The organism is Lentzea xerophila (assembly GCF_051094245.1).
Lineage (GTDB): Bacteria > Actinomycetota > Actinomycetes > Mycobacteriales > Pseudonocardiaceae > Lentzea > Lentzea xerophila.
The window spans coordinates 4,278,243-4,301,845 of the sequence record NZ_CP194934.1 but is presented as its reverse complement, the minus strand read 5'-3'; the positions used below and the strand labels follow the sequence as shown (position 1 = coordinate 4,301,845).

The window sequence follows — 23,603 nt, the reverse complement described above, 5'->3', positions numbered from 1 at the left end:
GACCCGCAGGCTTACCGCACGCGGGTAAAGGACCGCCTAACGGCGTGCGGCTTCAACGTGGTTTCCCACCAAGCAAAGGCGGCGTGGTCGTCGAGGTGCAGGTCGAGCGCGTCGGCGAGCAGTTCGGCGGCGCAGAGCGGGAGCCGGGTCTCCCTGACGGCGCGGTAGAGCAACGCCACGTGGTCGCGGGACCAGGACCGCAGGCGCAGGCCGGGTAGTCGCTCGGCCGCGCAGCACGGCTGGGCGCACACGACGATGTCGAACCACTCGTCGTCGTGGTCGTCGAACGCGACCGTGACGCCGAACCGGTCCGGGTGCAGCGCGGTGACCGTGCTGCACCTGGTCTCGTAGTGCAGCGGGTGCGGGAGGGCGGCGAGCCTCCTCGCGGCGTGGTGGTCCGGGCCGGTGATCAGGACGCGCTCGTGGTGGACGCCGTGGTCGAGCACGACGACCTCCCACTCGCTGCGGGCGAGCCGGAGTGCGGTGGCGAGACCGGAAGTTCCGGCGCCCACGACGAGTGCTGTGGCCATTGCCAGCCCCTTCCCCTAAGATTGAGGCTAGCGAACATTCAGAAATTTCTGAATACAGGAGAGCTGTGACGGACGAGACAAGGCGCAGGGAAGCGGCCGAGCAGCTGGCGCTCACCCTGGTCGGTGCCGGGATGCAGCGGATGGGCGCGCGGGCGCTGGCGGCGTTCCTGTTCTCCGACAAGGAGTCGCTGACCGCGGGGGATCTCGCCGGCGAGCTCGGGGTGAGTGCCGGATCGGTGTCCGGCGCCATCAAGATGGTCGCGCAGATGGGGCTGATCGAGCGGAGCTTCGTGGCGGGGAGCCGCCGCGAGCACTTCCGGATGCGCGACAACGCCTGGACCACGCTGTACTCGCGGCAGCACGCGACCATCGACGACGTGCTCAGCGCCGTTCAGCGGGGCGTCGACGCCGTCGGTCCGGGGCCCGCGTACGACCGCCTCACCTACATGCGCGACTTCTACACCTACCTGCTCAACGAGGTTCCGGCGCTGGTGGAGCGGTTCGAGCAGCAGCGCCGTGGAGGATCCCGTCCATGATCAGGTCGAGCATCCGCCTCGCCTGAGCCGGGTCGCCGTTCTGCGCGACGCCGACCAGTAGTGCCATCAGGTCCAACGGCCTCGTCCGCGCTCCCAGCGGAGCGAGCAGGCTGGAGACGGCCTCGACCATCTTCGCCCGGCTGTGCTCGAACGGGTTCATGCCCGCCGCGATCACGGCCTGCAGGGCTTCCTTGAGGTCGTGCTTCGTCGCGGCGTAGGCGATGAAGCGGTCCATCCACTCCCGCAGTGCCGCTTCCGGTTCGTGGGTCTCCGCGAGTTCGGGGGCCGCGTCGCAGAGCTTCTCGAGCTCTGTGCGGTAGACCGCCTCGATCAGTGCCTCACGGGTGGGGAAGTGGCGGTACAGCGTGCCGATCCCGACGCCCGCCTTCTTGGCGATGGCGCCGAGCGTCACGTCTTTCTTGTGGGTGAACGCGTCGAGCGCCACCTCGATGAGCAGCCCTCGGTTCCGGACCGCGTCAGCGCGCACTTCATCACTCCTGTGGGGGACTTGCTAAGCGGAGGGTCCTCCGCTTACTGTGGAACTCGAACCGGAGGGACCTCCGTTTCAGTGTACGACACAAGTGGGGAATTGGATGAGTGAGCGCATCACCACCTCGTTCGGCTTCGAGAGCACCGCGCTCGAGGTCGTCGAGGGCGTCGACCTCTCGGGCCGTCGCGCCGTGGTCACCGGTGGGGCGTCGGGCATCGGCGTCGAGACCGTGCGTGCCCTCGCGGCCGCCGGTGCCGAGGTCACCATCGCGGCGCGCGACGTCGAGGCAGGCGAGAGAGTCGCCACCGACGTCACCGCGACCACGGGCAACAGCGCCGTCGTCGTCGCTCCGCTGGAGCTGACGTCGCAGGAGTCGGTCAGGGCCTTCGCGCGGGCGTGGGACGGGCCGCTGCACCTGCTGATCAACAACGCGGGCGTCATGGCGTCGCCGCTGACCCGCACGCCGGAGGGCTGGGAGCTCCAGTTCGCCACGAACCACCTCGGCCACTTCGCGTTAACGCTGGGCTTGTTCGACGCGCTGCGCGCCGAGGGTGCCCGCGTCGTGAACGTCAGCTCGGCCGGCCACCTGGCGAGTCCCGTGGTGTTCGACGACATCCACTTCGAGCGCCGCGAGTACGACCGCTGGCAGGCGTACGGCCAGTCGAAGACGGCGAACATCCTCTTCGGCGTCGAGGCCGGCCGGCGCTGGTCCGGCGAGGGCATCACGATGAACGCCCTGATGCCGGGCGGGATCCTGACCGCACTGCAGCGGCACATCACACCAGCGGAGCTGGAGGAGCGGCGGAGGCTGCGCGGCGGCTCGAAGCCGCTGCGGCTCAAGACGCCGGAGCAAGGCGCGGCCACCACGCTGGTGCTCGCCGTGTCGCCATTGGTGGAGGGCCGTTCGGGCCTCTACTTCGAAGACTGCAACGAGGCACTTCCACACGCCGAGGGCACGACCAACGGCCTAGCCGCCTACGCGGCCGACCCCGAGGCCGCCGCCCAGCTGTGGAAGGTCTCCGAGGAAACGCTGAAGGTGCAGGCATGATCACCACAGGATTCGATTCCGAGACCACCGCGCTGGAAGTCGCGAACGTCGCTGACCTGGCCGGCCGCCGCGCCGTGGTCACCGGCGGCGCGTCGGGCATCGGCGTCGAGACGGTGCGAGCGCTGGCCGTCGCCGGCGCCGAGGTCACCATCGCGGCCCGCGACATCGACGCGGGCCAGCGCGTGGCGTCGTCGCTGATCAAGTCCACCGGCAACAGGCAGATCTCCGTGGCTCACCTCGACCTGTCCGCGCAGGGCTCGGTGAAGGCCTTCGCCCGCAACTGGGACGGCCCGCTGCACCTGCTGGTCAACAACGCCGGCGTCATGGCGACCCCGCTCACCCGCACCCCGGAAGGCTGGGAGCTGCAGTTCGCGACCAACCACCTCGGCCACTTCGCCCTGACCCTGGGCCTGTTCAACTCCCTGCGCGCCGAGGGCGCCCGAGTGGTGAACGTGAGCTCGTCGGCGCACCTCATGGGCGAGGTGGTGTTCGAGGACATCCACTACGAACGCCGCGAGTACGACCGCTGGCAGGCCTACGGCCAGTCGAAGACCGCGAACATCCTCTTCGGCGTCGAGGCCGGCCGCCGCTGGGCCGCCGAAGGCATCACGATGAACGCGCTGATGCCGGGCAGCATCGCCACGAACCTCCAGCGCCACCTCACTCGCGACGAACTGCAGGAGCGCATCCGCCTGAGCGGCGCCGCGGCCACCCGTCGCGTGAAAACCCCGGAGCAGGGCGCCGCCACCACCCTGGTCGTCGCCACCACGCCCTTGCTGGACGGCATCTCGGGCAGGTACTTCGAGGACTGCAACGAGGCCGCCCCGGTCTCCGGTGGCTCCCACCTGCGCGGCGTCGCGCCGTACGCGCAGGACGGGGAGGCGGCGGCCCAGCTGTGGAAGGTCTCGGAGGAGACTCTCTGGTCCCTGAAGGCGGCCTAGTAGTGCTTTGTTAGGTGTTGCTGACCTGGGGTGTTGTTGTGTTGGGTGTTGGGGTCTGGACGGGTTGTCGGCAGGTGTGGCAGACGCCTGTCCAGACCGCGAGTAAGGCCTGGAGTTCGCGCAGGACCGCGTAGAGCGTCAGGCCTGCGCAGGGGCTTTTGGGGTGCGGCGGAGCTGGGTGCAGATGGCTTGGGCGACGGCGGCGAGGGTGACGTGGCGGTGCCAGCCGAGCCAGGAACGGCCTTCGAAGTGGTCCAGGCCGAGGCCGTCTTTGAGTTCGCGGTAGTCGTGCTCGATGCGCCAGCGGATCTTGGCCAGCCGCACCAGATCCCGCAGCCGGATGTCGGCGGGCAGGGTGGAAAGCCAGTAGTCGGTGGGCTCGGGTGCGCCGGGCGGCCACTCGGCCAGCAGCCAGCACTCGGGCAGGCTCCCGTCGGGATTGCGGGGAATGTTGCGGTTGGCCGGCCGGACCCGCAGCGTGAGGAACCGTGACCGCATGCTCGCGGTCGGATTGCCTGGCGTCTTCTTAGTTCCGTGCCGCCAGACCACGAACTTGCCCGCCGACCGGCCGGCGTTCATGGCAAGAGTCTTCAGATCCACAGGTTTGTCCTGGTAACGCGGTCCTGGCGGGCGGCCGTTACCGGCCCAGGCCGCGGTGGTCGGCACCGCGTCGGCGAGGTGGGCGGTCGCGTCTGCCCTGACGGCCAGCACGTAGGCCAGGCCGCGCTCGGTCAGGCCGAGCCGGAACTCGGTGGCATCGCCATAGCCGGCGTCGGCCACCACGGGCCGCTGGGGCAGGCCCCACTCGGTGATGACCTCGTCGAGCATGTCCAGCGCGAGGCGCCACTTCTCCCGATGACGCACCTCGTCCGGGACCTGGCTGCGGGCCCGCCGCGCACGGATCTCGGCGGCGGCCTGCTCATCGGTGGTTTTCTCGTCGTCCCAGGATTCCGGCAGGAACAGTCGCCAGTCGATCGCGGCCGAGGCCCAGTCGGTGACCGCGTGCACGCTCACCCCGATCTGGCAGTTCCCGGTCTTGCCCAGCGCACCGCAATACATGCGCGCCACACCGGGGGAATCCTTGCCGTCCTTGGGAAACCCGGTGTCGTCGATCACTAGCGCGTCCGGATCGACGAACTCACCGGCCCACTCGGCCAGGCGTCGCCGCACCTCGACGTGATCCCACGTCGAGGTGGACACGAACTGCTGCAACTGCTGATGATCGACCCCGAGCCGCTCCGCCATCGGCTGCATCGACTTGCGCTTGCCGTCCAGCATCAACCCGCGCAGATACAGCTCGCCCTTCACCCGCTGGTCACGCCGCGCGAACCCGCCGAACATCGACGCGGCGAAGTCCTCAATCACCGGCCGAACCCGAGCCATCTCCTCCGGACGCACCCCGCAAGAAGATCACACGCGACATCCACCCGCGCACCCACACCTAACAAAGCACTACTAGGGTCCGGCGCTGGAACTCGGCGACGTGGTTGCGTGCTGGTTGCGCGGTGTGGTGGCGCGAGGTGGCCTGGGTCCGCGCCGGTCAGACGGCTCTTCAGCGTCGTCCTCCGCAGCCGGACACTCGCCACTCGCCGAGTAGGCGGGAACGCCCGTCCCTGTCGACGGGGGTGCGGTGAGGGTGCTGTGGCGATCGGGCTCGGCTGCGACTGAGTCGTTGTCGCCGCGTTCGCACCCAAGCCGGGCGCCGGAAGTTGTGTCCGTTGCTCGCCCGGGCCGCCCTGCCCGTGGCCGTGATGGCGCCTGCAAGTACCTCTTGAGGTAGTGCCATCACGTGCTGGTGCAGGCGGCAGCGGGCCGGTCACGGCGTGGTGGAACAGCTTGCGGGTACTGCTTTGCGATACACGTCGTGACGGTCCCACAGGTGCCAGAGCTCCTCGCTGAGCTGCGACAGTTCGGCGACGAGCGCACCGAGGCCGGGGGCCGGACCGCAGCGTGCCCACTGTGCAGCGGACGAGTTGCTGCCAGTCCGCAGGGCTTCCCGCCGACCGCTCCGCCCAGGTCGTGCCCGCGCCGGCGCGCTCGACTGTTGTCCACATGAGACAGGCGGAGTCGACATGCCGGCGAACACCGTCTCACGCGCTTTCAGTCCGGCGATCATCGGTGCGATCTTGTTCGACGTGTTCGGGCACTACGGCTCGGACATCCTCACCGATCTGGAGGACTTCCCCGCCGACACGGCCGGTCTTTGATCGCGGAGGGCAGGAGTAGAGGTCTGGACCATTACGTGCTTCAATGACAGTGGGTCGCCGCCTGTAAGCGAAAGGTGAGCGAATGTCTGCCCGCTCGTTCCCGAGGGCACTGACAGCCCTGCTTCTGCTCATGAGCACCGTCCTCGTCCCGTCCGCCGCCCACGGGTCCACCGCCCAGGCGGCCGACACGTGCGCGCTCAAATCCCGCCCGGCCGGCAAGGTCCTGCACGGGTACTGGGAGAACTGGGATGGCGCGTCGAACGGCGTGCATCCGCCGTTCGGCTGGACGCCGATCACCGACAGCCGGATCAAGCAGCACGGTTACAACGTGATCAACGCGGCGTTCCCCGTCATCCGTTCCGACGGCACCGTGTTGTGGGAGGACGGCATGGACGTCGGCGTCAAGGTCGCCACGCCTGCCGAGATGTGTGCGGCCAAGGCGGCCGGGGCCACGATCCTGCTGTCGATCGGCGGTGCGGCGGCGGGTATCGACCTGAGCTCTGCCGCTGTGGCCGACCGGTTCGTCGCCACGGTCGTGCCGATTCTGAAGAGGTTCAACTTCGACGGGATCGACATCGACATCGAGACCGGGCTGGTCGGGAGCGGCAACATCACCCAGTTGTCCGCCTCGCAGGCGAACCTGATCCGCATCATCGACGGGGTGCTGGCGGCGATGCCGGCCGGGTTCGGGCTCACCATGGCGCCGGAGACCGCGTACGTGACGGGTGGCAGCATCGTGTACGGCTCGATCTGGGGTGCGTACCTGCCGATCGTCAAGAAGTACGCGGACAACGGGCGTCTGTGGTGGCTGAACATGCAGTACTACAACGGGTCCATGTACGGGTGCGCCGGCGACAGCTACCAGGCCGGGACGGTGCAGGGGTTCGTGGCGCAGACCCAGTGCCTGAACAAGGGGCTGGTCGTGCAGGGCACCACGATCAAGGTGCCCTACGACAAGCAGGTTCCTGGCCTGCCCGCGCAGCCGGGCGCCGGTGGCGGCTACATGAACCCCTCGCTGGTGGGGCAGGCGTGGAACAGCTTCGGCGGCCAGCTCAAGGGGTTGATGACGTGGTCGATCAACTGGGACGGCTCGAAGAGCTGGACCTTCGGTGACAACGTGAAGTCGTTGCAGGGCCGGTAGAACGGGCTCGCGCCGCGAGGAGCCGGAAGGCGAGGTGTAGCGGCATCAGAGCACGATGGTGTTCTGCCCGGCGGCGATGCGCCATTCGCCGTCCTCTTTGGACAGGATGTAGAGCGGCGAACCCTCGTTCTGGTCGAGGAGAGGAGTGCCGTCGAGCCTGACCGGGCGCTGGCGGATCTTCACGGCCGCCACGTCGGGGCGGATGAACAGCACGTGCGCCACCTCGTACGTGGCGGTCTGCTCCTTCGACGAGCCGGGCAGCTTCTGGCGGGTGAACGAGGCGATCTCGTCGCGGCCCGTGAGGCGCTTGCCGTGGGCGGTGGTCCAGATCGCGTCGGAGCGGAAGAGGCCGATGAACTCTTCCGGGAGCTCGTTCTGCTGTGAGTGCTCGACTGTGGCGACGAGCTGTTCGATCTCTGCTGTGGAGGTCATGGTCGAGATCGTGGTACCTCGACCAAGCTGGAGGTCAAGGCCCGGCTCGCGCAGCGGTTCGGAGGCGGTGCGCGAGCCGGGCCTCGTCTGTGGGTCACGTTCGGAGGCGCGACCCCTTTTGCGGGTTACGTGCGGGGTGCCACCCGCGACTCGTAGGAGTTCGGGCGGTACCACGGGTCGAAGAAGCAGCCGGTGCCGTACTTCCTGTCGTGGCTGGGGCAGGCGGCCGCGACCAGGAACGGGTTGGCGCGCACGCCCCGCTTCTCCCAGGTCTGCAGCGACTGCATCGCCGCGGCGTACTCCGAGTCGCTGAGCGCGCTGTGCGTGGCCTCGGTCGTGAAGGTCTGCACGAGGTTGTACCAACGGCCGGCCTTCAGCACGGTGTCGCGGTAGGCCGACTCGTGCTCCACGAACGCCGTCGGGTCGCCGATCGCGTGCAGGGACAGGACCGGGATGTCGATCTTGCCGGTGAGGTCGCTGTCGTAGGCGAGCTGGGCGCGGGCGGAGGGGTCGGCGGCGAAGCGTTCTACGCCGGCGTTCAGGGCCTTGTCGTCGTGCGAACCCTGGTACACCACACCGGTGTTGCTGAACGGGTTCTTGCCGCCCAGGCGGTTGTGCACGATGTCGCGGAACGTGAACGTCGCGAAGTTCAGGTGCGAGTTCAGCGTCTGTTCGGGGATCTTCGTCACCGTGAGGATGTCGGTGAGTTTCTGCTGCTGCTCGGGCGTGCGGCTACCGGCCACGCCGAGGCATTCCTCGATCCGGCCGCGCAGCCCGGAGGTGGTCATCGTGGAGTCGGCGCGCAGGCCCTGCCACAGCGGGTACTGCACCTCGGACGGCCGCGGGTGGTTGCCGCAGTAGTACTGGTAGACCGCGCGCAGGTCGACGCGGTAGTCGTAGCCTCGCGTGCCGCCCGCCATGACGCCGTTGGTGAGCAGTGCCGCGTCGTAGCCACGGTAGAGCTCGATGGTCTTGGCCGCGACGTTGCCGCCCCACGACTGGCCGTGGAGGTAGACCTTGTGCGGCTTGAGCATCGCGCTGGCCATCTTGCGCAGGTTGTCGGTGTCCTCGGCGGCCATCCGCGTGCCGTAGCCGCCGCGCCGGTACGAGGTGCCTGCCCAGGCGTAGCCCTCCTCGACCATGACGGCCCAGCGGTTCAGGTCCTCACGGGTGCGTTCGGGCGTCGGGTCGCCGAGGTCGGGACCGCCGTGCGAGTGCACGACCAGCGTCTTGTTCCACTTCTTCGGCACGGCGATCGTGTAATAGGCGCCGTTGGCGTCCCGGCCCTCGTAACAGGTGGTGCCGGCGGAAACGTTCTCCGGGCACGGTGCGGTCGGGGGCAGGTGTACCGGCGACGTGAGACTCGCGGTGAGTGCGAATGCCAGCAGGACGTTCATGGCGGGAATCGTGAGTCCGCCCCGGCAAGTGGTCCAGTTCACTCACCCAAACTTGGGATTTCCCTGACGTTGCGATCCGGTGTCACCGGCGGAGGAAGTCGTCGGTTGTGTCGATACCGTCCGGTAACACGGCGAACAGATCCACCGGCGTCCGCTGCGACACCATCTCGCCGCGGTGCAGGCGCTTCAACCGGTCCTTCGCCACCGTGACCTGCTGGCTCGGCGCGGACAGCACCAGCACCGCGACCGCGCCCTGCGAGACGTGGGCGCGCACCTGGTCGGCGTTGCCGCGCCCGAACTTGAGCACCTTCCCATGCCGCACCAGGTAGAGCAGGGTCTCGTCGCCGCCCGAACGCTTGAGCCGCTGCACTTCTCCGGTCTCGTCGTTGCGACCCCATGTGCCGTGTGACTTGGTCAGCAACCGGAAGCCCGTCCACGGCAACCCGTGCACGTCCGTCGCGAGCACTGTCCAGCCGGGCTGGAAGTACCTGGCCAGCCGGATCTTCACCGTGGTCGCGGCGATGAGCTCCGAGTTCTCCCGCCAGGTGCCGTCGAGCTCGAGCCGGTGCGCGACCTTCTGCACCGCCGGGTCCGGCACGGACCTGTCGTCCAGGCACACCAGGCACCTCGTGCGCCGGCCGACGCCGCAGGACCGCGCGGCACCGCACCAGCCGCACCGGTGGATCTGCACCGGCGCCCCGCCGGGCCTGTCGTGCTCCAGCTTCATCTGGTCCGACACGGCGCGGAGGCACGGCGCGCACAAAGCACACCACGCGACCTCGGTGACCTCCTTGCGCGGCAACCGGGTCATGCAGTTGATGCACTGCTTCACTTCGCCCTCCCCAGCGGGAAAGCCTATTCCAGTGCCCTTCGCAGGCGCGAGGAGACGAGAGCGTGACGGGGGTCCGTGGCCGGGAGCAGCCGGTGCAGCCGTTCGAGCACCTCGGCGTCCTCGCCGCTGTCCGCGAACGACAGCAGCGCGTCGAGATCTCCCCGCTCCAGCACGCCCTTGCGGACCGCGGCGGCCAGGTCGATCCGTTCTTCGCGGACCACCGGGGCGTCCGAACGGGGCAGCAGCTCGCCGCCGTAGTGCCGGGTGGCCTCGGCCGCGTCGCCGGACCTCAACGCCGTCCGCACGGCCAGGAAGTCGCCGCGCACCACCGCGTCCAGCCGGTACGGTCGCGTCAGCAGGACACCGCCGAGCTGCGCGCGCAGCCTGTGCAGTTCGGTGCGGACCGTGGTCGGGTTCCCGCGCTCACCGTAGAGGAGCAACGCGAGCTGCTCGGCCGTCAGGCCCCTGGGGTGCAGGGCGAGCGCGGTCAGCACCTCCGCGTTGCGCAACGTCAGCACCAGCGGCCTGCCGTCGAGGTCGGCGTGCAGCCCGCCGAGGAAGTTCAGGGTCAGCACGTGCCGGCGTGGCGCGAACTGCCGCAGGTGGTGCTCGGCCAGCCGGGCGGCCGCGGACACGAGCTGCGCGACGGCCGGGTGCATGGTCTTCAACGGGCCGCTGACGTCGACCACCCCCAGCAGTACCCCCGTGTGGGGGTCGAGGATCGGGCTCGCCGCGCACGTCCAGCCGTGGTAGGTGCGCACGAGGTGCTCGCGGGAGTGCACGGTGACGGGCCTGCCCGTCGCCAGCGCGGTGCCCATCGCGTTCGTGCCGATCACGTCCTCGCTCCAGCGCGACCCCTCGGTGAGATGCACGCGCTCGGCGCTGTGCCGCACCCGGTTGTCGCCCTCGCACCACAGGATGTGACCGCGCGTGTCGGTCACGATCATGATCGTGTCGTCCATCGACAACGTGTGGGTGAGCAGCGGGACCGTCGCCGCCAGCGGGTGCGCGCCCCGCAGGTCCGCGATCTCGTCGCGCGCGTAGACGACGGGCGCCTCGTGCCGGTCGGGGTCGACGCGCGCGGCAAGGGAGCGCCGCCAAGACTCGAAGATGACCGGGCGGGCGGCTCCCAGGTCACCTGGGTGCATAGGTCCAGAATGCAGGCCGCGTCGGCGCGCCTGCAAGCCCGTCTTTACTCCGATCGGATGCAACGTGGGTGAAACGTCGCCGGTTCTACGTTCGCCGCCTGATCGCGACGATGCGGGAGGCAGGCACATGGCGAAGTACGCGGCTCCAGGACAACCGGGCAGCGTGGTCACGTACCGCGACCGGTACGACCACTTCATCGGCGGCGAGTACGTCCCGCCCGCCAAGGGCGGCTACTTCGCCAACCCGACCCCCGTCACCGGTGAGGAGTTCACCGAGATCGCCCGCGGCACCGCGGAGGACGTCGACCGTGCGCTCGACGCGGCCCACGGCGCCGCCCGCGCGTGGGGCAAGACCTCGCCCGCCGAGCGCGCGAACGTGCTGAACAAGATCGCCGACCGCATGGAGGCCAACCTGGAGATGCTCGCGGTCGCGGAGAGCTGGGAGAACGGCAAGCCGGTCCGCGAGACGCTGGCCGCCGACCTGCCGCTCGCGGTCGACCACTTCCGCTACTTCGCGGGCGTGATCCGCGCCCAGGAGGGCGGCATCTCGCAGATCGACGAGGACCTGATCGCCTACCACTTCCAGGAGCCGCTGGGCGTCGTCGGCCAGATCATCCCGTGGAACTTCCCGCTGCTCATGGCGACGTGGAAGCTCGCACCGGCTCTCGCGGCGGGCAACGCCGTCGTGCTCAAGCCCGCCGAGCAGACGCCCGCCTCGATCCACGTGCTGATGGAGCTGGTCGCGGACCTGATCCCGCCGGGTGTGCTGAACGTCGTCAACGGCTTCGGCGTCGAGGCGGGCAAGCCGCTCGCGTCCTCGCGCCGCGTGGCGAAGGTGGCGTTCACCGGGGAGACGACCACCGGCCGGCTGATCATGCAGTACGCCAGCGAGAACATCATCCCCGTCACCCTGGAGCTCGGCGGCAAGTCGCCGAACGTCTTCTTCGCCGACGTGGCCTCGCAGCGGGATGCCTTCTACGACAAGGCACTCGAAGGCTTCACGATGTTCGCGCTGAACCAGGGCGAGGTCTGCACGTGCCCGTCGCGGGCGTTGATCCAGAGCGAGATCTACGACCAGTTCCTGGGTGACGCCGTCGAACGCACCAAGGCGGTCAAGCAGGGCCACCCGCTCGACACCGAGACGATGATCGGCGCGCAGGCGTCCAACGACCAGCTCGAGAAGATCCTGTCCTACATCGACATCGGCAAGCAGGAAGGCGCCCGCGTGCTGACCGGTGGCGAGCGCGCGGACCTCGGTGGTGAGCTGTCCGGCGGCTACTACGTCACGCCGACGGTCTTCGAGGGCGACAACAAGATGCGGATCTTCCAGGAGGAGATCTTCGGCCCGGTCGTCGCCGTCACGCAGTTCTCCGACTACGACGACGCCATGAAGACCGCCAACGACACCTTGTACGGGCTCGGCGCGGGCGTGTGGTCGCGTGACGGTTCCGTCGCCTACCGCGCGGGCCGCGACATCCAGGCCGGCCGGGTGTGGGTGAACAACTACCACGCCTACCCGGCGCACGCGGCGTTCGGCGGCTACAAGCAGTCCGGCATCGGCCGCGAGAACCACCGCGTGATGCTCGACCACTACCAGCAGACCAAGAACCTGCTCGTCAGCTACGCCCAGAACGCCCAGGGCTTCTTCTGATGCCCCGCGTGGCCCTCACCCCGGAGGCGGCGGAGGTTCTCCGCCGCCTCCGGGCCGACCACGGCGAGCTGATGTTCCACCAGTCCGGCGGCTGCTGCGACGGGTCGGCCCCGATGTGCTACCCCGCCGGGGAGTTCCGCACCGGCTCGTCGGACGTGCACCTCGGAGACCTCGCCGTGGACGAGTTCGCCGTTCCCGTGTGGATGTCCGCGGCGCAGTTCGAGTACTGGAGCCACACGCACCTGACGATCGACGTCGTGCCCGGCCGTGGGAGCGGTTTCTCGCTGGAGGCCCCACTGGGAGTGCGCTTTCTGGTGCGCTCCCGGCTCCTCGCGGACGAGGAGCTGTAGAGAGGCGACCGCTGACGGCAGGGCGCGGTGACGATCGCGGCCGCCGCACTACCATTCCCGCATGACCGTCCAATGCGGATGCTGCGGAGCCGAGATCGCGTCTACGGAGCGTATCGACTACCGGTTGAACCGTCCGGAGCAACTGATCGGCGTCCCCGGCGAGCGGCTCGGTGCTCCGACAGGCGGGCTGCTCGTCGGACCGGACGGTGACTCCTACATCCGTTGCCTGCTCCCGGTTCGGCTGACCGGCGGAACCGAGCTCGTTTTCGGCGCGTGGACGCAGATCAGCAAAGTCGACGCCATGTACGCGCACGCCGTGTGGGACAACGACAGCGAGTACGCGAACCTGCGCATCGCGGGGAAGTTCGCGAACGTCATCAAGCCGTGGGACGTGTTCGGGGTTCCCGTCGAGGCCGCGGTGCTCAACACCGACGAGCTGCCCTACTTCACCTCGCATCCGTTGCTGGAGCGGGAGTGGGACCGCGACGAGGTGCTCAGCCGCATCCGGCATCCGCTGCCCGTGCCCGTCCGCGAGACGCTCGGCGAGGTGTGGACCATCGAACGCACTGCGGGCATGCGCTGCGTGGTCGAGGGCCGCACCGTCCGGTTCACGAGTCCCGGCAGGAGAGTGGGCCTCGACGTCTACGCCGACCTCACCGGTGGCAGCGTGAGCGACTTCCTCGGCGCGGTGCTGGACGGCTACCCCGCGAGCGCCGAGCACTCCGTCTCCCACGACGGCCCCGAGCTACGGCACGTGTTCTGGCTCAGCGAGGTCATCGACGGTCACGAGGAACAGGTGTTCCACGGGCACGTCGTGCGGCCCGGCACGATGATCTCCGTGCGCTGCGTGCACCGCTACCCGGCGGACCGGGCGTGGGCGCAGCACGTGCTCAACAGCGTCCGGTACATCGGGTGACGGCCTGCGGCTGCTGCGGTGCCGAGGTCGACGAGTCCGGCGCGATCGACCTCGATCTGGGCCTGCCCTCCGGAGTGCGCGCTGCCGAGCGACTGGCGGGCGGCGACGTGCTGCTGGCGGGCGAGGCCGCGTTCGCCCGGTGCGAGCTGCCCGTCGAGCTGACCGGCGACCTGGAACTGTGGTTCGCCGCGTGGATGCGGATCGACGCGCGGGACGCCCGGCGGGTCGCCTCGGCGTGGGGCGACCCCTCGCTGTGCCTCACCGGCACGTTCGCGCACGACATCAAGCCGTGGGACGGCCTGCACGGCGCCGAGGTCGTCGCCGAGGTCCGCGAGCCGGGTGAGGCGCCCGAGTACGTCCGGCACCCGTTGCTCGGCACGACCCACGACCGCGACGAGGTGCTGAGCGCGTTCCTGGCCGAGCTGCCGATCTCGATCCGGCAGCGGCTGCCCGGCCGGTGGAGCATCGAACGCACCGCGGGCCTCACCCCGCACCTGCTCGACGACGGTCTCCGGTTCGCCGGGCCCGGCCGCACGGTGTTCGTCGGTGTCCGCAGGGCCATGGGCACGTCCGCGGACCGCTTCCTCGAGCTGGCGCTGGACGGTGCCCCGGAGGTGCCCGCCGGCCGGCGGTTCCTGGAACGTGCCGGCGTCGAGCTGCGGCACGCGCTGTGGCTCACGACCGCCTCGGGCCGGCACGAGTTCCACGGCCACGTCGCCCGGTTCGGCGAGATGCTCGTCGTGACGGTCGTCCACGAGGACCCCGCTGACCACACGTGGGCGCGGCACGTGCTGAACAGCGTCCGCTACCGGCGCTGATCAACCCGTTCGGTGGGGCCGCCGGTGGGGTAGCCGACTGCCGTGGACGACATCGTGGTGGTGGGGCAGATCGCGCGGGACCTGGTGCTCGTCGTGGACGAGGTGCCAGGCCCGGGAGGCACGGCGCCGGTGCGGGAACGCCGGGAGATGCTCGGCGGCAAGGGCGCGAACATCGCGGTCGGCCTCGCCCAGCTGGGTGCGCCGGTCGCGCTGGTGGGCGTGGTCGGGGACGACGACATCGGCGCCCGGCTGATCGCGCGGGCGGCGGCGGACGGGATCTCCACCGGCGCCGTGGTGCGCCGCGAAGAGTGCGCCACGGGGCTGATCGTGGACCTCGTGGCCGACGGGTGGCGGTATCTCGAAGACCTTCCGGACGGCGTGCTGCTGCGTGAGGAGGACGTGCCGGTCGACCTCATCGAGCGTGCGGCCGCCGTGGTGGTGCAGCTGCAGCAACGGCCTGAGGTGGCCCTCAGGGCCGCACGAGCGGCGTCAGGGCGGGTGGTGCTCGACGGGGCGCCGGAACGCCTGCGGGACGAGCTGCTGGCGTGTGCCGACGTCGTGCGCGCGGACCACAAGGAGGCCGAGCTGCTGTCCGGCCGGAAGATCAAGACCGCGGACGACGCGGTGAGCGCGGCCCGCGCGCTGATGCCGAAGGAGCTCGTCGCGTTCGCCGTGGACGACGTGGGCAACGTGTTCGTGTGGGACGGGGGAGAGCTCGTGGTGCCGCTGGGGGACGTGGAGGTGGTCGACACGACCGGGGGCGGTGATGCGTTCGTGGCGGCGCTGACTTTCGCCCTCACGCGTGGGGACAGCCCCGAGGATGCGGCCAAACGAGCGGTAGAGGCGTCCGGGGCCACCGTCACGCATCCGGGCGGGCGGCCGGACCTCACTGGACGATGATCAGCCGCGTTATCGTTGTTCCGTCCGATGAGGGGAGGTCCGCGTGCGAGTGCTCGCTGTTGTGCTGTTGCTGCTGCTCTCAGCCGTGCCCGCACACGCCGCGACAGGCACGTACGTGCGCATCGGGCACTTCTCGATGGACCAGGCCCGCGTCGACGCCACCCTCGACGGCGTCAAGCTCGGCACCCTCGACTACGCCGACCTCTACGAGTACCGGCGCGTCGAGCCGGGCGAGCACGTCGTCGAGTTCCGCACGGCCGGCGCGGATCCGGGGAGCCCGGTGCTGCGGTCGGTGCTGGTCCAGGCGGGAGCGGGCAAGGCGTACACGGTCCTCGACATCGCCTCGGCGATGAAGGTGCTGGAGGACGACGTCAGCCTGCCGCCGAACGGCCAGGCGCGGCTGCGGGTGATCAACGCGGGCGACGCCGAGATGGACCTCCTGCGCGGCAGCGTGTTCGTGCACCGCGGCGTGCAGGCGAACTCCACGACCGGCTACGTCGTGATGCTGCCCGGCTCGGACGCCCTGCAGGTGCTGCCGCGCGGCAAGGACTCGACGCGGCTGGAGGCGACGCTCGAACCCGGCGGCGTCTACTCGTTGCTGGTCAGCGCGCGGCGCATCGAGCTGCGGACCGACGCCAAGGGCGCCGAGGTCGTGCCCGGCGGCGGGCAGGAGACCGGGTTCGGTGGCATGGCGGGCGGCTGGGACTGGGTGACCGCGCTGGTGATCGCGCTGATCGTGGGCATCGCGATGCACTCGATGCGCGGCAGGCTGTTCCGGTTCGGCTGATGGCCAGGGGCAAGCTCCTCATGGGTGCCGCGGTGCTGGTCACGTTGATCTACGTGGTCAAGGGGCCCGGCGCGGACGAGGTGCCGGAGCCGGTGACGGTGCGGATCCCGTCGATCGGTGTCGAGACCTCGCTGGAGGCGCTGGAGGTGGACTCCGCCGGGGTGCTGGAGCCCCCGACCCGCGCGGAGAAGGCAGGCTGGTTCGCCAAGGGGGTCGCGCCGGGGGACGCCGGACCGGCCGTGATCGCGGGGCACGTCGACTCGAAGACCGGACCGGGCGTGTTCTTCCGGCTGTCGGAGCTGCGGCCAGGCGCCGAGGTGCTGGTGGAGCGCAAGGACGGCACCACGCTCACGTTCGTCGTGAACAGCACGCACACGACGGAGAAGGCCGCGTTCCCGACGGCCCAGGTGTACGGGCCGACGCCGTTGTCCGAGCTGCGGCTGGTGACGTGCGGCGGCGACTTCGACCGGGTGGCGGGCAGCTACCGGAACAACGTCATCGTGGAAGCGGTGCTGAAAGTCTGACCGTCTCGTCCGCCCACCTCGCGAGCAGCGTGGCGTCGTGCGAGATCGCGAGCACCCCCGCACCGGATTCCCGCTGGTAGGTGCGGATCACACCGACCAGCGCGGCCGTCGTGGAGGCGTCCAGCATCGTGGTCATCTCGTCGCAGATCAGGTAGCGCGGCTTCAACGCGAGCGCGCGGGCGAGGCAGGCGCGCTGCAACTGGCCGTCGCTGACCTCGTGCGGGCGGCGGCCGAGCAGGTCGCCGGTGAGCATGACCAGGTCGGCGAGCTCGTCGACGTCGTCGCCCTTCAGCGGTTCGGCGATGGCCTGCCGGAGCGTGAACCGCGGGTCGACCGACAGCCGGGGCTGCTGGAACAGCACGCCGATCCTGGTCCGCTGAGGCGCCTTGAACCGGTAGCCGGTGACCGTCTCGCCGTCGATCTCCACCGTGCCGGAGAAGGGCTTGTGCAGCAACGCGAGCACGCGGGCCAAAGTGGACTTTCCCGACCCGCTCGGACCGGCGAGGCCGACGGTCTGTCCCGGCCGGACGGTCAGGCTGACGTCGGTGATCACCGGGTCGCGGTAGCCGGCGGTGATGCCGATCCCGGTCAGCACGGGCGGTGGCACGCGACGGCGTGCGGGTCGTCGGTGAGCACGGGGCGTTCCTCGCAGATGGCGGTGGCCTGGTCGCAGCGCGGTGCGAACGCGCACCCCGCCGGCAGGTCGGTGAGCAGTGGCGGCTGACCGGGGATCGGGAGGAAGTCCCGCTCGGGCAACGCGTTGGCGAGCCCCCGGCTGTACGGGTGCCGCGCCTGGTCCAGCACGTCGTGCGCCGGGCCGACCTCGACGATCCGGCCCGCGTACATCACCGCGATCCGGTCGGCGATCTTGTGCGCCGCCGCGAGGTCGTGCGTGATCAGCAGGACGGCGTGACCGTCGTCGACCAGCCGCCGGAACTCGTCCAGCAGCCCGTCGACGAGATCGCGGTCGAGTCCCGTGGTCGGTTCGTCGGCGATCAACAGCCACGGGTCACCGACGAGCGCCAGCGCGTTCGCGACGCGCTGCGCCATGCCGCCGGACAGCTCGTGCGGGTAGCGGTCGAGGTGCTCGGGGAGCAGACCCGCTCGTTCGGCGGCGTTGAGAGCGTCGCCGCCCAGCACGCGCGCGGCCTCTTCGAGCTGCGACCGCGCGGTGCGGACCGGGGTCAGATGGCTCGCCGGGCTCTGCGGGATGAGACCGATCTGCCGCCCGCGGATCGTGGTCGCGAGCTCGTGGTCGCTCGCCGCGAGCAGGTCCACGTCGCCGAGCCGGGCGCTGCCACTGGTCTCCGCGTTGCCGGGCAGGAACCCGAGCAGCGCGCTCGCCAGCACCGTCTTGCCGCAGCCGCTCTCGCCGACCAGCGCCACGCACTCACCGGGCCGGATCCGCAGTGACACGTCGTTCACGGCCTCGACCGTCGCGCCCTTGAGCGCGAACCGCACCGACACCCGGTCGATCTCCAGGTTCACCACGTCAGCTCCGTGCGCCGCTTGGGGTTCAGCCGGTCCCGCCACACACCGCTCACGCCGGACACCGCCAGCGTCGTGACGATCAGCAGCAGACCGGGGGCGAGCGACATCCACCAGCCGCCGATGAGCAGCGAGCGCTGGGCGTCGTTGATCATGTTGCCGATGCTGGCCGCGTGCGGCGGCAGGCCCAGCCCCAGGAACGACAACGCCGTCTCGTGCCACACCGCGTGCGGCACCATCAGCGTGGTCGCGAGCAGGACCTGCGGGGCGACGTTGGGCAGCAGGTGCCGCGTGAGCACCCCGATCCTGCTCGCGCCGCCCACGATCGCCGCGTCGATGAACGGCCGCACGCGCAGCGACAGCACCTCAGACCGCACGATCCGCGCGGCGGTCAGCCAGTGCGTCAGTGCGATCGAGATGATCACGGCGGTCAGGCTCGGGCGCAGGACCGCGACGATCACGATGCCCAGCAACAGGTGCGGCACGGACGCGATCGCGTCGACGACGCGCATCAGCAGCCGGTCGAACCAGCCGCCGATCGACCCCGCGAGCGCGCCCACCGCCGTGCCGACGACCGCGGAGATCACGGCCGCCACCACACCGACCGTGAGTGACACGCGCAGGGCGTAGACGCAGCGCAGCAGCACGTCACGGCCGAGTTCGTCGGTGCCGAACAGGTGCGCGGCGGACGGCGGCTGGTTGGCGATCGCGAGGTCGACGTACTGCTCGTTGAGGTCCACCACCAGCGGCACGACCACGACGACCAGCGCGACGATCGCGAGGACGGTCGCGGACGGGACGAGCCGCCACTTCGGCGACCGCGGCGGGCTCGCGGCGGTCAGGCGGCTGCGCGGAGCGGAACGCCAGGTCAGGTCAGCCATCGAGCGCCACCCTCGGGTCGGCCAGTGCGTAGAGGACGTCGGCCAGCAGGTTGCCTGCCAGCACCACTCCCGTCGCCATCACGGTCAGCGCGCCGAGCAGCGCGAAGTCGACGTTCAGCGCCGCCTCCACCGTCGCCCGCGCGATACCCGGCCAGGAGAACACCGTCTCCACCAGCAACGCCCCGGTGATCAGCTCCGGCAACCGGGCTCCCAGCAACGTCAGGAACGGCAGCAGCGAGGTCCGCAACGCGTGACCGGACACCACCAGGTGGTCCGGCAGCCCGCGGGCCCGCGCGCCGATCACGTGGTCCTGCGTGAACGACTCCAGCAGGTTCTGCCGCACGAACAGCACGAACCACGGCGCCTGCGAGATCGCCAGCACCGCCACCGGCAGGATCATGTGCACCGCGACCCCGCCGACCGACACCGGTTCGGACCCGGTCGTCACGCCACCGCCCGGCAGCCACCGCAGTTGCAGCGCGAACACGTACAGCACCGCCAGCCCGACCCAGAAGACCGGCGCCGCCTCCAGGGCGTAGCAGCCACCGGTGATCGAGCGGTCGAGCCACGACCCCTGCCGCCACGCCGCCAGCGTGCCCAGCGCGAGCCCGAGCAGCAGCGCCAGCGTGAAGCCGGCCGACACCAGCAGCACCGTCCACCCGAGACGGTCACCGATCACGGCGGACACGGGTTGCTGCAACGACAGCGAGTCGCCGAGGTCACCCACCACCGCGTGCCGCAGCCAGGCCCAGTACTGGGCGACGACGGGTTCGTCCACGCCCCAGTTCGCGCGCAGCTGGGCAACGCGCTCCGGCGAGGCGCCGATGATCCGGACACCGAAGTAGCGCTCGACCGGGTCGAACGGGGAGGCCTTGGCCAGCACGAACAACGCGAAGCTGACCACGAGCAGCACCGGTACCGCGAACGCGAGCCGGCGCAGTGCCAGCCGGCCGATCGCCTTGCCTCGCGTCACGACTTGGGTGTCCAGCGTTCGAGGTTCCACCACACGGCGTGCACGAGACCGTGGTCGTGCGGCTCGACCTGGGTCTCCTGGCCGTTCCACTTGTCGCGCAGGACGTAGGTGTGGTCGAGGAACACCAGGAAGGCCCAGCCGGGGTCGGCCGCGTACGCCTTCTGGAACTCGTCGTAGGCGAGCTTGCGGGCCGCCGGGTCGAGGCTGCGGCGCGCGGTGTCGAGCGCGGTGTCCACAGTGAAGTTGCGGTACAGCGTCATGTTCACGTAGCCCTGCTGGCCCGCGTACTTGCTGTGCAGCAACGTGTAGGCGGCCGTGTCCGGGTCGTACGGGTCGCCGCCGCCCCAGACCGACGCCGCTTCCTTCCGGCGCTGCAGCATGATGTCGAACGTGGTGGCCTCGACCGGGGCGTCGATGCCGAGCTTCGCGATGTCGGAGGCCGCGGCGAGCGCGAGTTCCTTGCGCAGCACGTCCGGCGCGGGGTAGAGCACGGGCAGCCGCGCGGGCTGGCCGTCCTTGGCGCGCTTGCCGTCCGCGCCCTTGCGCCAGCCGGCCTCGTCGAGCAGCTTCTCGGCCTCGGCCACGTCGAACGGGAACGCGCTGCTCTCGTCGTACCAGTCCTTGAGGTAGGGCGAGATCGGCGTGGACGCGGGCTTGCCGGAACCCGCCAGCACGGCGTCGATCATGGCCTGGCGGTTGATGCCGAGGTTGATCGCGCGCCGGACCTGCGGCGACGAGGTGAACGGCAGCTCGGACGGGATGCCGATGCCCCGGTAGTCGGCGGACGGGTTCTGCACGATCTTGTAACCGGCCCTGTCGCGGTAGCTCCGGGCGAGCTTGGGCGGCAGCACCGTGCCGTCGAACTCACCGGCGGCCATGCGGGTCGCACGGGCGTTGTCGTCGGGCACGAACACCACGGTCACGGTCTTGATCGCGGGCGCGCCGCCCCAGTACTTCTCGTTGGCCCGCAACACCATCCGGTCACCCTTGCGCCACTCGGCGACCGTGTACGGGCCGGTGCCCACCGGCGCGGTGTTGAACGGCGCGCTGTTGATGTCGACGCCCGTGAGCTTCGCGGCGGGCACGATGCCGAGCGCGAGCTGCTGCGCGAACGGCGCGTACGGGTAGGAGAGCGTGAACTCGACCGTCTGCTGGTCGACGGCGACGACGTCGCTGACCGCGTCGAACCGGGAGGCGATCGTGGAGTTGACCTTCTCGTCCAGCACGGACTTGTAGGTGAACACGACGTCCTGCGCGGTCACCGGTGTGCCGTCGGAGAACGTGATGTCCTTGCGCAGCCTGGCTGTCCACGTCAGGCCGTCCGCCGAGGCGGTGGGAAGCTCCGCGGCCAGGGCCGGCTTCAGGGCCAGCGACGCGTCACGCGACACGAGTCCGTCGAAGATCTTCGCGGCGCCGTCGGGTGCGTAGCCGAGCACGGGGTTGAGGTTCTCCGGCTCGCTGCCCGCGCCGATCACGATGGAGGTCGCCGAGCCGGTCGTCGCGCCGTCGGGAGACGAGCACCCCGCCAGCAGGACGAGGGTCAGCAAAAGGGCGCGCCGCATCCAGTTCCTCCCCAGGTGTCCGTGTTGCCTGGTGCAGCTAACAGCAAAAGAGTTGCAGTAGGCAAGACGTTGCATGAGTGCGCCGTGTTCGGAGACGTGCCAGCATCAGGGCATGACCAATGGAGTGCACTCCCACGAGCACAGCCACGGTGACAAGACTCACTCGCATCCGCACGAATCACACGCGCACGACCACGTCGAGCACTCGCACACCCACACGCACGGCGGCGAGGAACACTCACACACGCACGTGCACGACGCGGCTCACGTCGAGTCGCACGAGCACTCGCACTGACGAGCGTTCAGTGCGACTCGCGGCCGACGTCGCTGCCACTGGAGCCGACCAGGAAGTCCAGGTCGGCTCCGGTGTCGGCGCCCAGGACGTGGTCGACGTAAAGACGCTCCCAGCCGCGCTTCGGTGACGCGAACGCCTTGGTCATCGCCTCGCTCGGAGCGCGGTGCGCGAAGTCCGCCGCCTCGACGTCGATCCGGCGGTTCTCGACGTCCAGCACGATGACGTCGCCGGTGCGGACCAGCCCGAGCGGTCCGCCGGCCGCCGCCTCCGGTGCCACGTGCAGCACGACCGTCCCGTACGCGGTGCCGCTCATGCGCCCGTCGCAGATCCGGACCATGTCGCGCACACCCTGTTCCAGCAGCTTCTTGGGCAACGGCATGTTCGACACCTCGGGCATGCCCGGATAGCCGCGCGGGCCGCAGCCGCGCAGCACCAGCACGGAGTCCGCGTCCACGTCGAGATCCGGGTCGTCGACGCGGGCGTGGAAGTCCTCGATGCTGTCGAACACGACGGCCCTGCCGCGGTGTTGCAGCAGGTGAGCGGAAGCCGCGGCCGGCTTGACCAGCGCACCCGAAGGCGCGAGGTTGCCGCGCAGCACCGCGATCCCGCCCTCGGCGATGATCGGTTCGGCACGGCCGCGGATCACCTCGGGATCCCAGATCGGCGCGTCGCCGAGGTGGTCGGCCAGCGGCCGTCCGGTGACCGTCAGCCCGGAGGGGTCGAGCAGGTCGCGAACTTCCCGCAGCACGGCGAGGAGCCCTCCCGCGCGGTGGAAGTCCTCCATCAGGAACCGGCCCGCCGGCTGGAGGTCGACGAGCAGCGGCACGCCCGAGCCGATGCGGTCGAAGTCGTCCAGGGTGAGGTCGACGCCGAGGCGTCCGGCGATGGCGAGCAGGTGCACGACGGCGTTCGTCGAGCCACCGATCGCGGCCAGCGCCACGATCGCGTTGTGGAAGGAGGCCTTGCTCAGGAACGTGCTGGGGCGCCGGTCCTTCTCGACCAGTTCGACGACCAGCCGCCCGGTGTCGTGCGCGGCTTCCAGGAGCCTGCTGTCCGGTGCCGGAGTGCCCGCCACACCGGGCACGACCGTGCCCAGGGCCTCCGCGACCAACGCCATCGTGGACGCCGTGCCCATCGTGTTGCAGTGGCCGCGGCTGCGGATCATCGCCGACTCGGAGCGCAGGAACTGCTCGCGCGACAACGTTCCCGCCCGAACCTCCTCCGACAGCCGCCACACGTCCGTTCCGCATCCCAGCGGTATCCCGCGGAACGTGCCGGTCAGCATCGGGCCGCCGGGGACCACGACCGCGGGGATGTCGACGGACGCCGCCGCCATCAGCAGCGCCGGGATCGTCTTGTCACAGCCGCCGAGCAGCACCACGCCGTCGACCGGGTTGGCGCGCAGCATCTCCTCGGTGGCCATCGCGGCCATGTTGCGCCACAGCATCGCGGTGGGCCGGACGTTGGTCTCGCCCAACGACACCACGGGGAGGTTCAACGGGATGCCGCCCGCCTCGCGCACGCCGTTCGAGACGGAGGCGGCGACCTCGTTCAGGTGCGCGTTGCACGGGGTGAGGTCGCTCGCGGAGTTGGCGATGGCGATCTGCGGCCGGGCGAAGGCGTCGGACGGTTCACCGCGGCGCATCCAGGCGCGGTGGATGTAGGCGTTGCGGCTGTCACCGGCGTACCACTGCTCGCTGCGAAGTCCCACTGCGCGCCTCCTAGCGTCCTCCCCGACCCTAGCGGCGTGGCCCGG

Annotated in this window: 26 protein-coding genes; 13 read left to right on the top strand and 13 right to left on the bottom strand. The window is 70.1% G+C overall.

What is annotated here, in order from left to right; genetic code table 11:
* Positions 1-11: 11 nt before the first annotated feature.
* On the bottom strand, positions 12-530 hold the full coding sequence (locus tag ACRSBM_RS20505) for a hypothetical protein (RefSeq protein WP_434445236.1): 519 nt from the start codon (positions 528-530) through the stop codon (positions 12-14).
* Between the two features lie 65 nt (positions 531-595).
* Here ACRSBM_RS20505 and ACRSBM_RS20500 point away from each other — a divergent pair, with 65 nt between their 5' ends.
* Complete coding sequence (locus ACRSBM_RS20500) at positions 596-1,066, top strand: GbsR/MarR family transcriptional regulator (protein WP_434445235.1); 471 nt, start codon at positions 596-598, stop codon at positions 1,064-1,066.
* Here the strand turns inward: ACRSBM_RS20500 and ACRSBM_RS20495 are convergent.
* A complete protein-coding gene (locus ACRSBM_RS20495; RefSeq protein ID WP_434445234.1) occupies positions 1,002-1,553 on the bottom strand; it encodes a TetR/AcrR family transcriptional regulator in 552 nt (183 codons plus the stop codon). The genes ACRSBM_RS20500 and ACRSBM_RS20495 overlap by 65 nt on opposite strands.
* 106 nt (positions 1,554-1,659) lie before the next feature.
* Between ACRSBM_RS20495 and ACRSBM_RS20490 the strand changes: the two genes are divergently transcribed.
* Complete coding sequence (locus ACRSBM_RS20490) at positions 1,660-2,604, top strand: SDR family NAD(P)-dependent oxidoreductase (protein ID WP_434445233.1); 945 nt, start codon at positions 1,660-1,662, stop codon at positions 2,602-2,604.
* Positions 2,601-3,545, top strand: a complete 945-nt coding sequence (locus tag ACRSBM_RS20485) for an SDR family NAD(P)-dependent oxidoreductase (protein ID WP_434445232.1) — start codon at positions 2,601-2,603, stop codon at positions 3,543-3,545. Before ACRSBM_RS20490 ends, ACRSBM_RS20485 begins: the two co-directional genes overlap by 4 nt.
* 138 nt (positions 3,546-3,683) lie before the next feature.
* Here the strand turns inward: ACRSBM_RS20485 and ACRSBM_RS20480 are convergent, their stop codons facing one another.
* The gene (locus ACRSBM_RS20480; protein ID WP_434445231.1) at positions 3,684-4,943 is read right to left on the bottom strand and encodes an IS701 family transposase; all 1,260 of its coding nucleotides are present in this window, start codon (positions 4,941-4,943) and stop codon (positions 3,684-3,686) included.
* A 674-nt stretch (positions 4,944-5,617) separates the two neighbouring features.
* On the opposite strand from ACRSBM_RS20480, the gene ACRSBM_RS20475 reads away from it, so the two are divergent.
* On the top strand, positions 5,618-5,752 hold the full coding sequence (locus ACRSBM_RS20475; protein WP_434445230.1) for a hypothetical protein: 135 nt from the start codon (positions 5,618-5,620) through the stop codon (positions 5,750-5,752).
* 82 nt (positions 5,753-5,834) lie between these two features.
* Positions 5,835-6,893, top strand: coding sequence for a chitinase (locus ACRSBM_RS20470; protein WP_434445229.1), 1,059 nt, complete (start codon positions 5,835-5,837; stop codon positions 6,891-6,893).
* Positions 6,894-6,938: 45 nt separating this feature from the next.
* Here ACRSBM_RS20470 and ACRSBM_RS20465 read toward each other — a convergent pair whose 3' ends face one another.
* The 4 genes from ACRSBM_RS20465 to ACRSBM_RS20450 form a co-directional block, all read right to left on the bottom strand.
* Positions 6,939-7,325, bottom strand: a complete 387-nt coding sequence (locus ACRSBM_RS20465) for an SgcJ/EcaC family oxidoreductase (protein WP_434445228.1) — start codon at positions 7,323-7,325, stop codon at positions 6,939-6,941.
* Positions 7,326-7,450: 125 nt separating this feature from the next.
* On the bottom strand, positions 7,451-8,722 hold the full coding sequence (locus ACRSBM_RS20460; protein ID WP_434445227.1) for an alpha/beta hydrolase family protein: 1,272 nt from the start codon (positions 8,720-8,722) through the stop codon (positions 7,451-7,453).
* Between the two features lie 82 nt (positions 8,723-8,804).
* Complete coding sequence (locus ACRSBM_RS20455) at positions 8,805-9,554, bottom strand: hypothetical protein (protein WP_434445226.1); 750 nt, start codon at positions 9,552-9,554, stop codon at positions 8,805-8,807.
* A gap of 23 nt (positions 9,555-9,577) precedes the next feature.
* The gene (locus ACRSBM_RS20450; RefSeq protein WP_434445225.1) at positions 9,578-10,702 is read right to left on the bottom strand and encodes a GAF domain-containing protein; all 1,125 of its coding nucleotides are present in this window, start codon (positions 10,700-10,702) and stop codon (positions 9,578-9,580) included.
* Between the two features lie 127 nt (positions 10,703-10,829).
* Here ACRSBM_RS20450 and exaC point away from each other — a divergent pair, with 127 nt between their 5' ends.
* From exaC to ACRSBM_RS20415, 7 genes are all read left to right on the top strand, one after another.
* Complete coding sequence (gene exaC / locus ACRSBM_RS20445; protein ID WP_434445224.1) at positions 10,830-12,353, top strand: acetaldehyde dehydrogenase ExaC; 1,524 nt, start codon at positions 10,830-10,832, stop codon at positions 12,351-12,353.
* Positions 12,353-12,703 (top strand): DUF779 domain-containing protein, encoded by a 351-nt coding sequence (locus ACRSBM_RS20440; protein ID WP_434445223.1) that lies wholly within the window; start codon positions 12,353-12,355, stop codon positions 12,701-12,703. The genes exaC and ACRSBM_RS20440 overlap by 1 nt, the downstream gene beginning before the upstream one ends.
* Before the next feature lie 124 nt (positions 12,704-12,827).
* Complete coding sequence (locus ACRSBM_RS20435; RefSeq protein ID WP_434445222.1) at positions 12,828-13,619, top strand: hypothetical protein; 792 nt, start codon at positions 12,828-12,830, stop codon at positions 13,617-13,619.
* Positions 13,616-14,437: a hypothetical protein gene (locus tag ACRSBM_RS20430; protein ID WP_434445221.1), complete on the top strand. Its 822-nt coding sequence runs from the start codon at positions 13,616-13,618 to the stop codon at positions 14,435-14,437. The genes ACRSBM_RS20435 and ACRSBM_RS20430 overlap by 4 nt, the downstream gene beginning before the upstream one ends.
* A gap of 42 nt (positions 14,438-14,479) precedes the next feature.
* Positions 14,480-15,337, top strand: coding sequence for a PfkB family carbohydrate kinase (locus ACRSBM_RS20425; protein WP_434445220.1), 858 nt, complete (start codon positions 14,480-14,482; stop codon positions 15,335-15,337).
* A gap of 43 nt (positions 15,338-15,380) precedes the next feature.
* A complete protein-coding gene (locus ACRSBM_RS20420) occupies positions 15,381-16,124 on the top strand; it encodes a DUF4397 domain-containing protein (RefSeq protein WP_434445219.1) in 744 nt (247 codons plus the stop codon).
* Entirely contained in the window at positions 16,124-16,648 is a 525-nt protein-coding gene (locus ACRSBM_RS20415) for a class F sortase (protein ID WP_434445218.1), read from the top strand. The genes ACRSBM_RS20420 and ACRSBM_RS20415 overlap by 1 nt, the downstream gene beginning before the upstream one ends.
* Here the strand turns inward: ACRSBM_RS20415 and ACRSBM_RS20410 are convergent.
* The 5 genes from ACRSBM_RS20410 to ACRSBM_RS20390 are packed head-to-tail and all read right to left on the bottom strand — an operon-like array spanning position 16,620 to position 21,552.
* The gene (locus ACRSBM_RS20410; protein WP_434445217.1) at positions 16,620-17,243 is read right to left on the bottom strand and encodes an ABC transporter ATP-binding protein; all 624 of its coding nucleotides are present in this window, start codon (positions 17,241-17,243) and stop codon (positions 16,620-16,622) included. The two genes, ACRSBM_RS20415 and ACRSBM_RS20410, sit on opposite strands and share 29 nt — an antisense overlap.
* Positions 17,237-18,139 carry an ABC transporter ATP-binding protein gene (locus tag ACRSBM_RS20405; RefSeq protein ID WP_434445216.1) on the bottom strand — a complete coding sequence of 301 codons (903 nt, stop codon included), beginning with the start codon at positions 18,137-18,139 and terminating at the stop codon, positions 17,237-17,239. Before ACRSBM_RS20405 ends, ACRSBM_RS20410 begins: the two co-directional genes overlap by 7 nt.
* On the bottom strand, positions 18,133-19,017 hold the full coding sequence (locus tag ACRSBM_RS20400) for an ABC transporter permease (protein WP_434445215.1): 885 nt from the start codon (positions 19,015-19,017) through the stop codon (positions 18,133-18,135). Before ACRSBM_RS20400 ends, ACRSBM_RS20405 begins: the two co-directional genes overlap by 7 nt.
* On the bottom strand, positions 19,010-19,990 hold the full coding sequence (locus ACRSBM_RS20395; RefSeq protein WP_434445214.1) for an ABC transporter permease: 981 nt from the start codon (positions 19,988-19,990) through the stop codon (positions 19,010-19,012). The genes ACRSBM_RS20400 and ACRSBM_RS20395 overlap by 8 nt, the downstream gene beginning before the upstream one ends.
* Positions 19,987-21,552: an ABC transporter substrate-binding protein gene (locus ACRSBM_RS20390; protein ID WP_434445213.1), complete on the bottom strand. Its 1,566-nt coding sequence runs from the start codon at positions 21,550-21,552 to the stop codon at positions 19,987-19,989. Before ACRSBM_RS20390 ends, ACRSBM_RS20395 begins: the two co-directional genes overlap by 4 nt.
* Positions 21,553-21,664: 112 nt before the next feature.
* Here ACRSBM_RS20390 and ACRSBM_RS20385 point away from each other — a divergent pair, with 112 nt between their 5' ends.
* Positions 21,665-21,847, top strand: a complete 183-nt coding sequence (locus ACRSBM_RS20385; RefSeq protein ID WP_434445212.1) for a zinc transporter Slc39a7 — start codon at positions 21,665-21,667, stop codon at positions 21,845-21,847.
* A gap of 7 nt (positions 21,848-21,854) precedes the next feature.
* Here ACRSBM_RS20385 and ACRSBM_RS20380 read toward each other — a convergent pair whose 3' ends face one another.
* Positions 21,855-23,558: a dihydroxy-acid dehydratase gene (locus ACRSBM_RS20380; protein WP_434445211.1), complete on the bottom strand. Its 1,704-nt coding sequence runs from the start codon at positions 23,556-23,558 to the stop codon at positions 21,855-21,857.
* Positions 23,559-23,603: the final 45 nt, after the last annotated feature.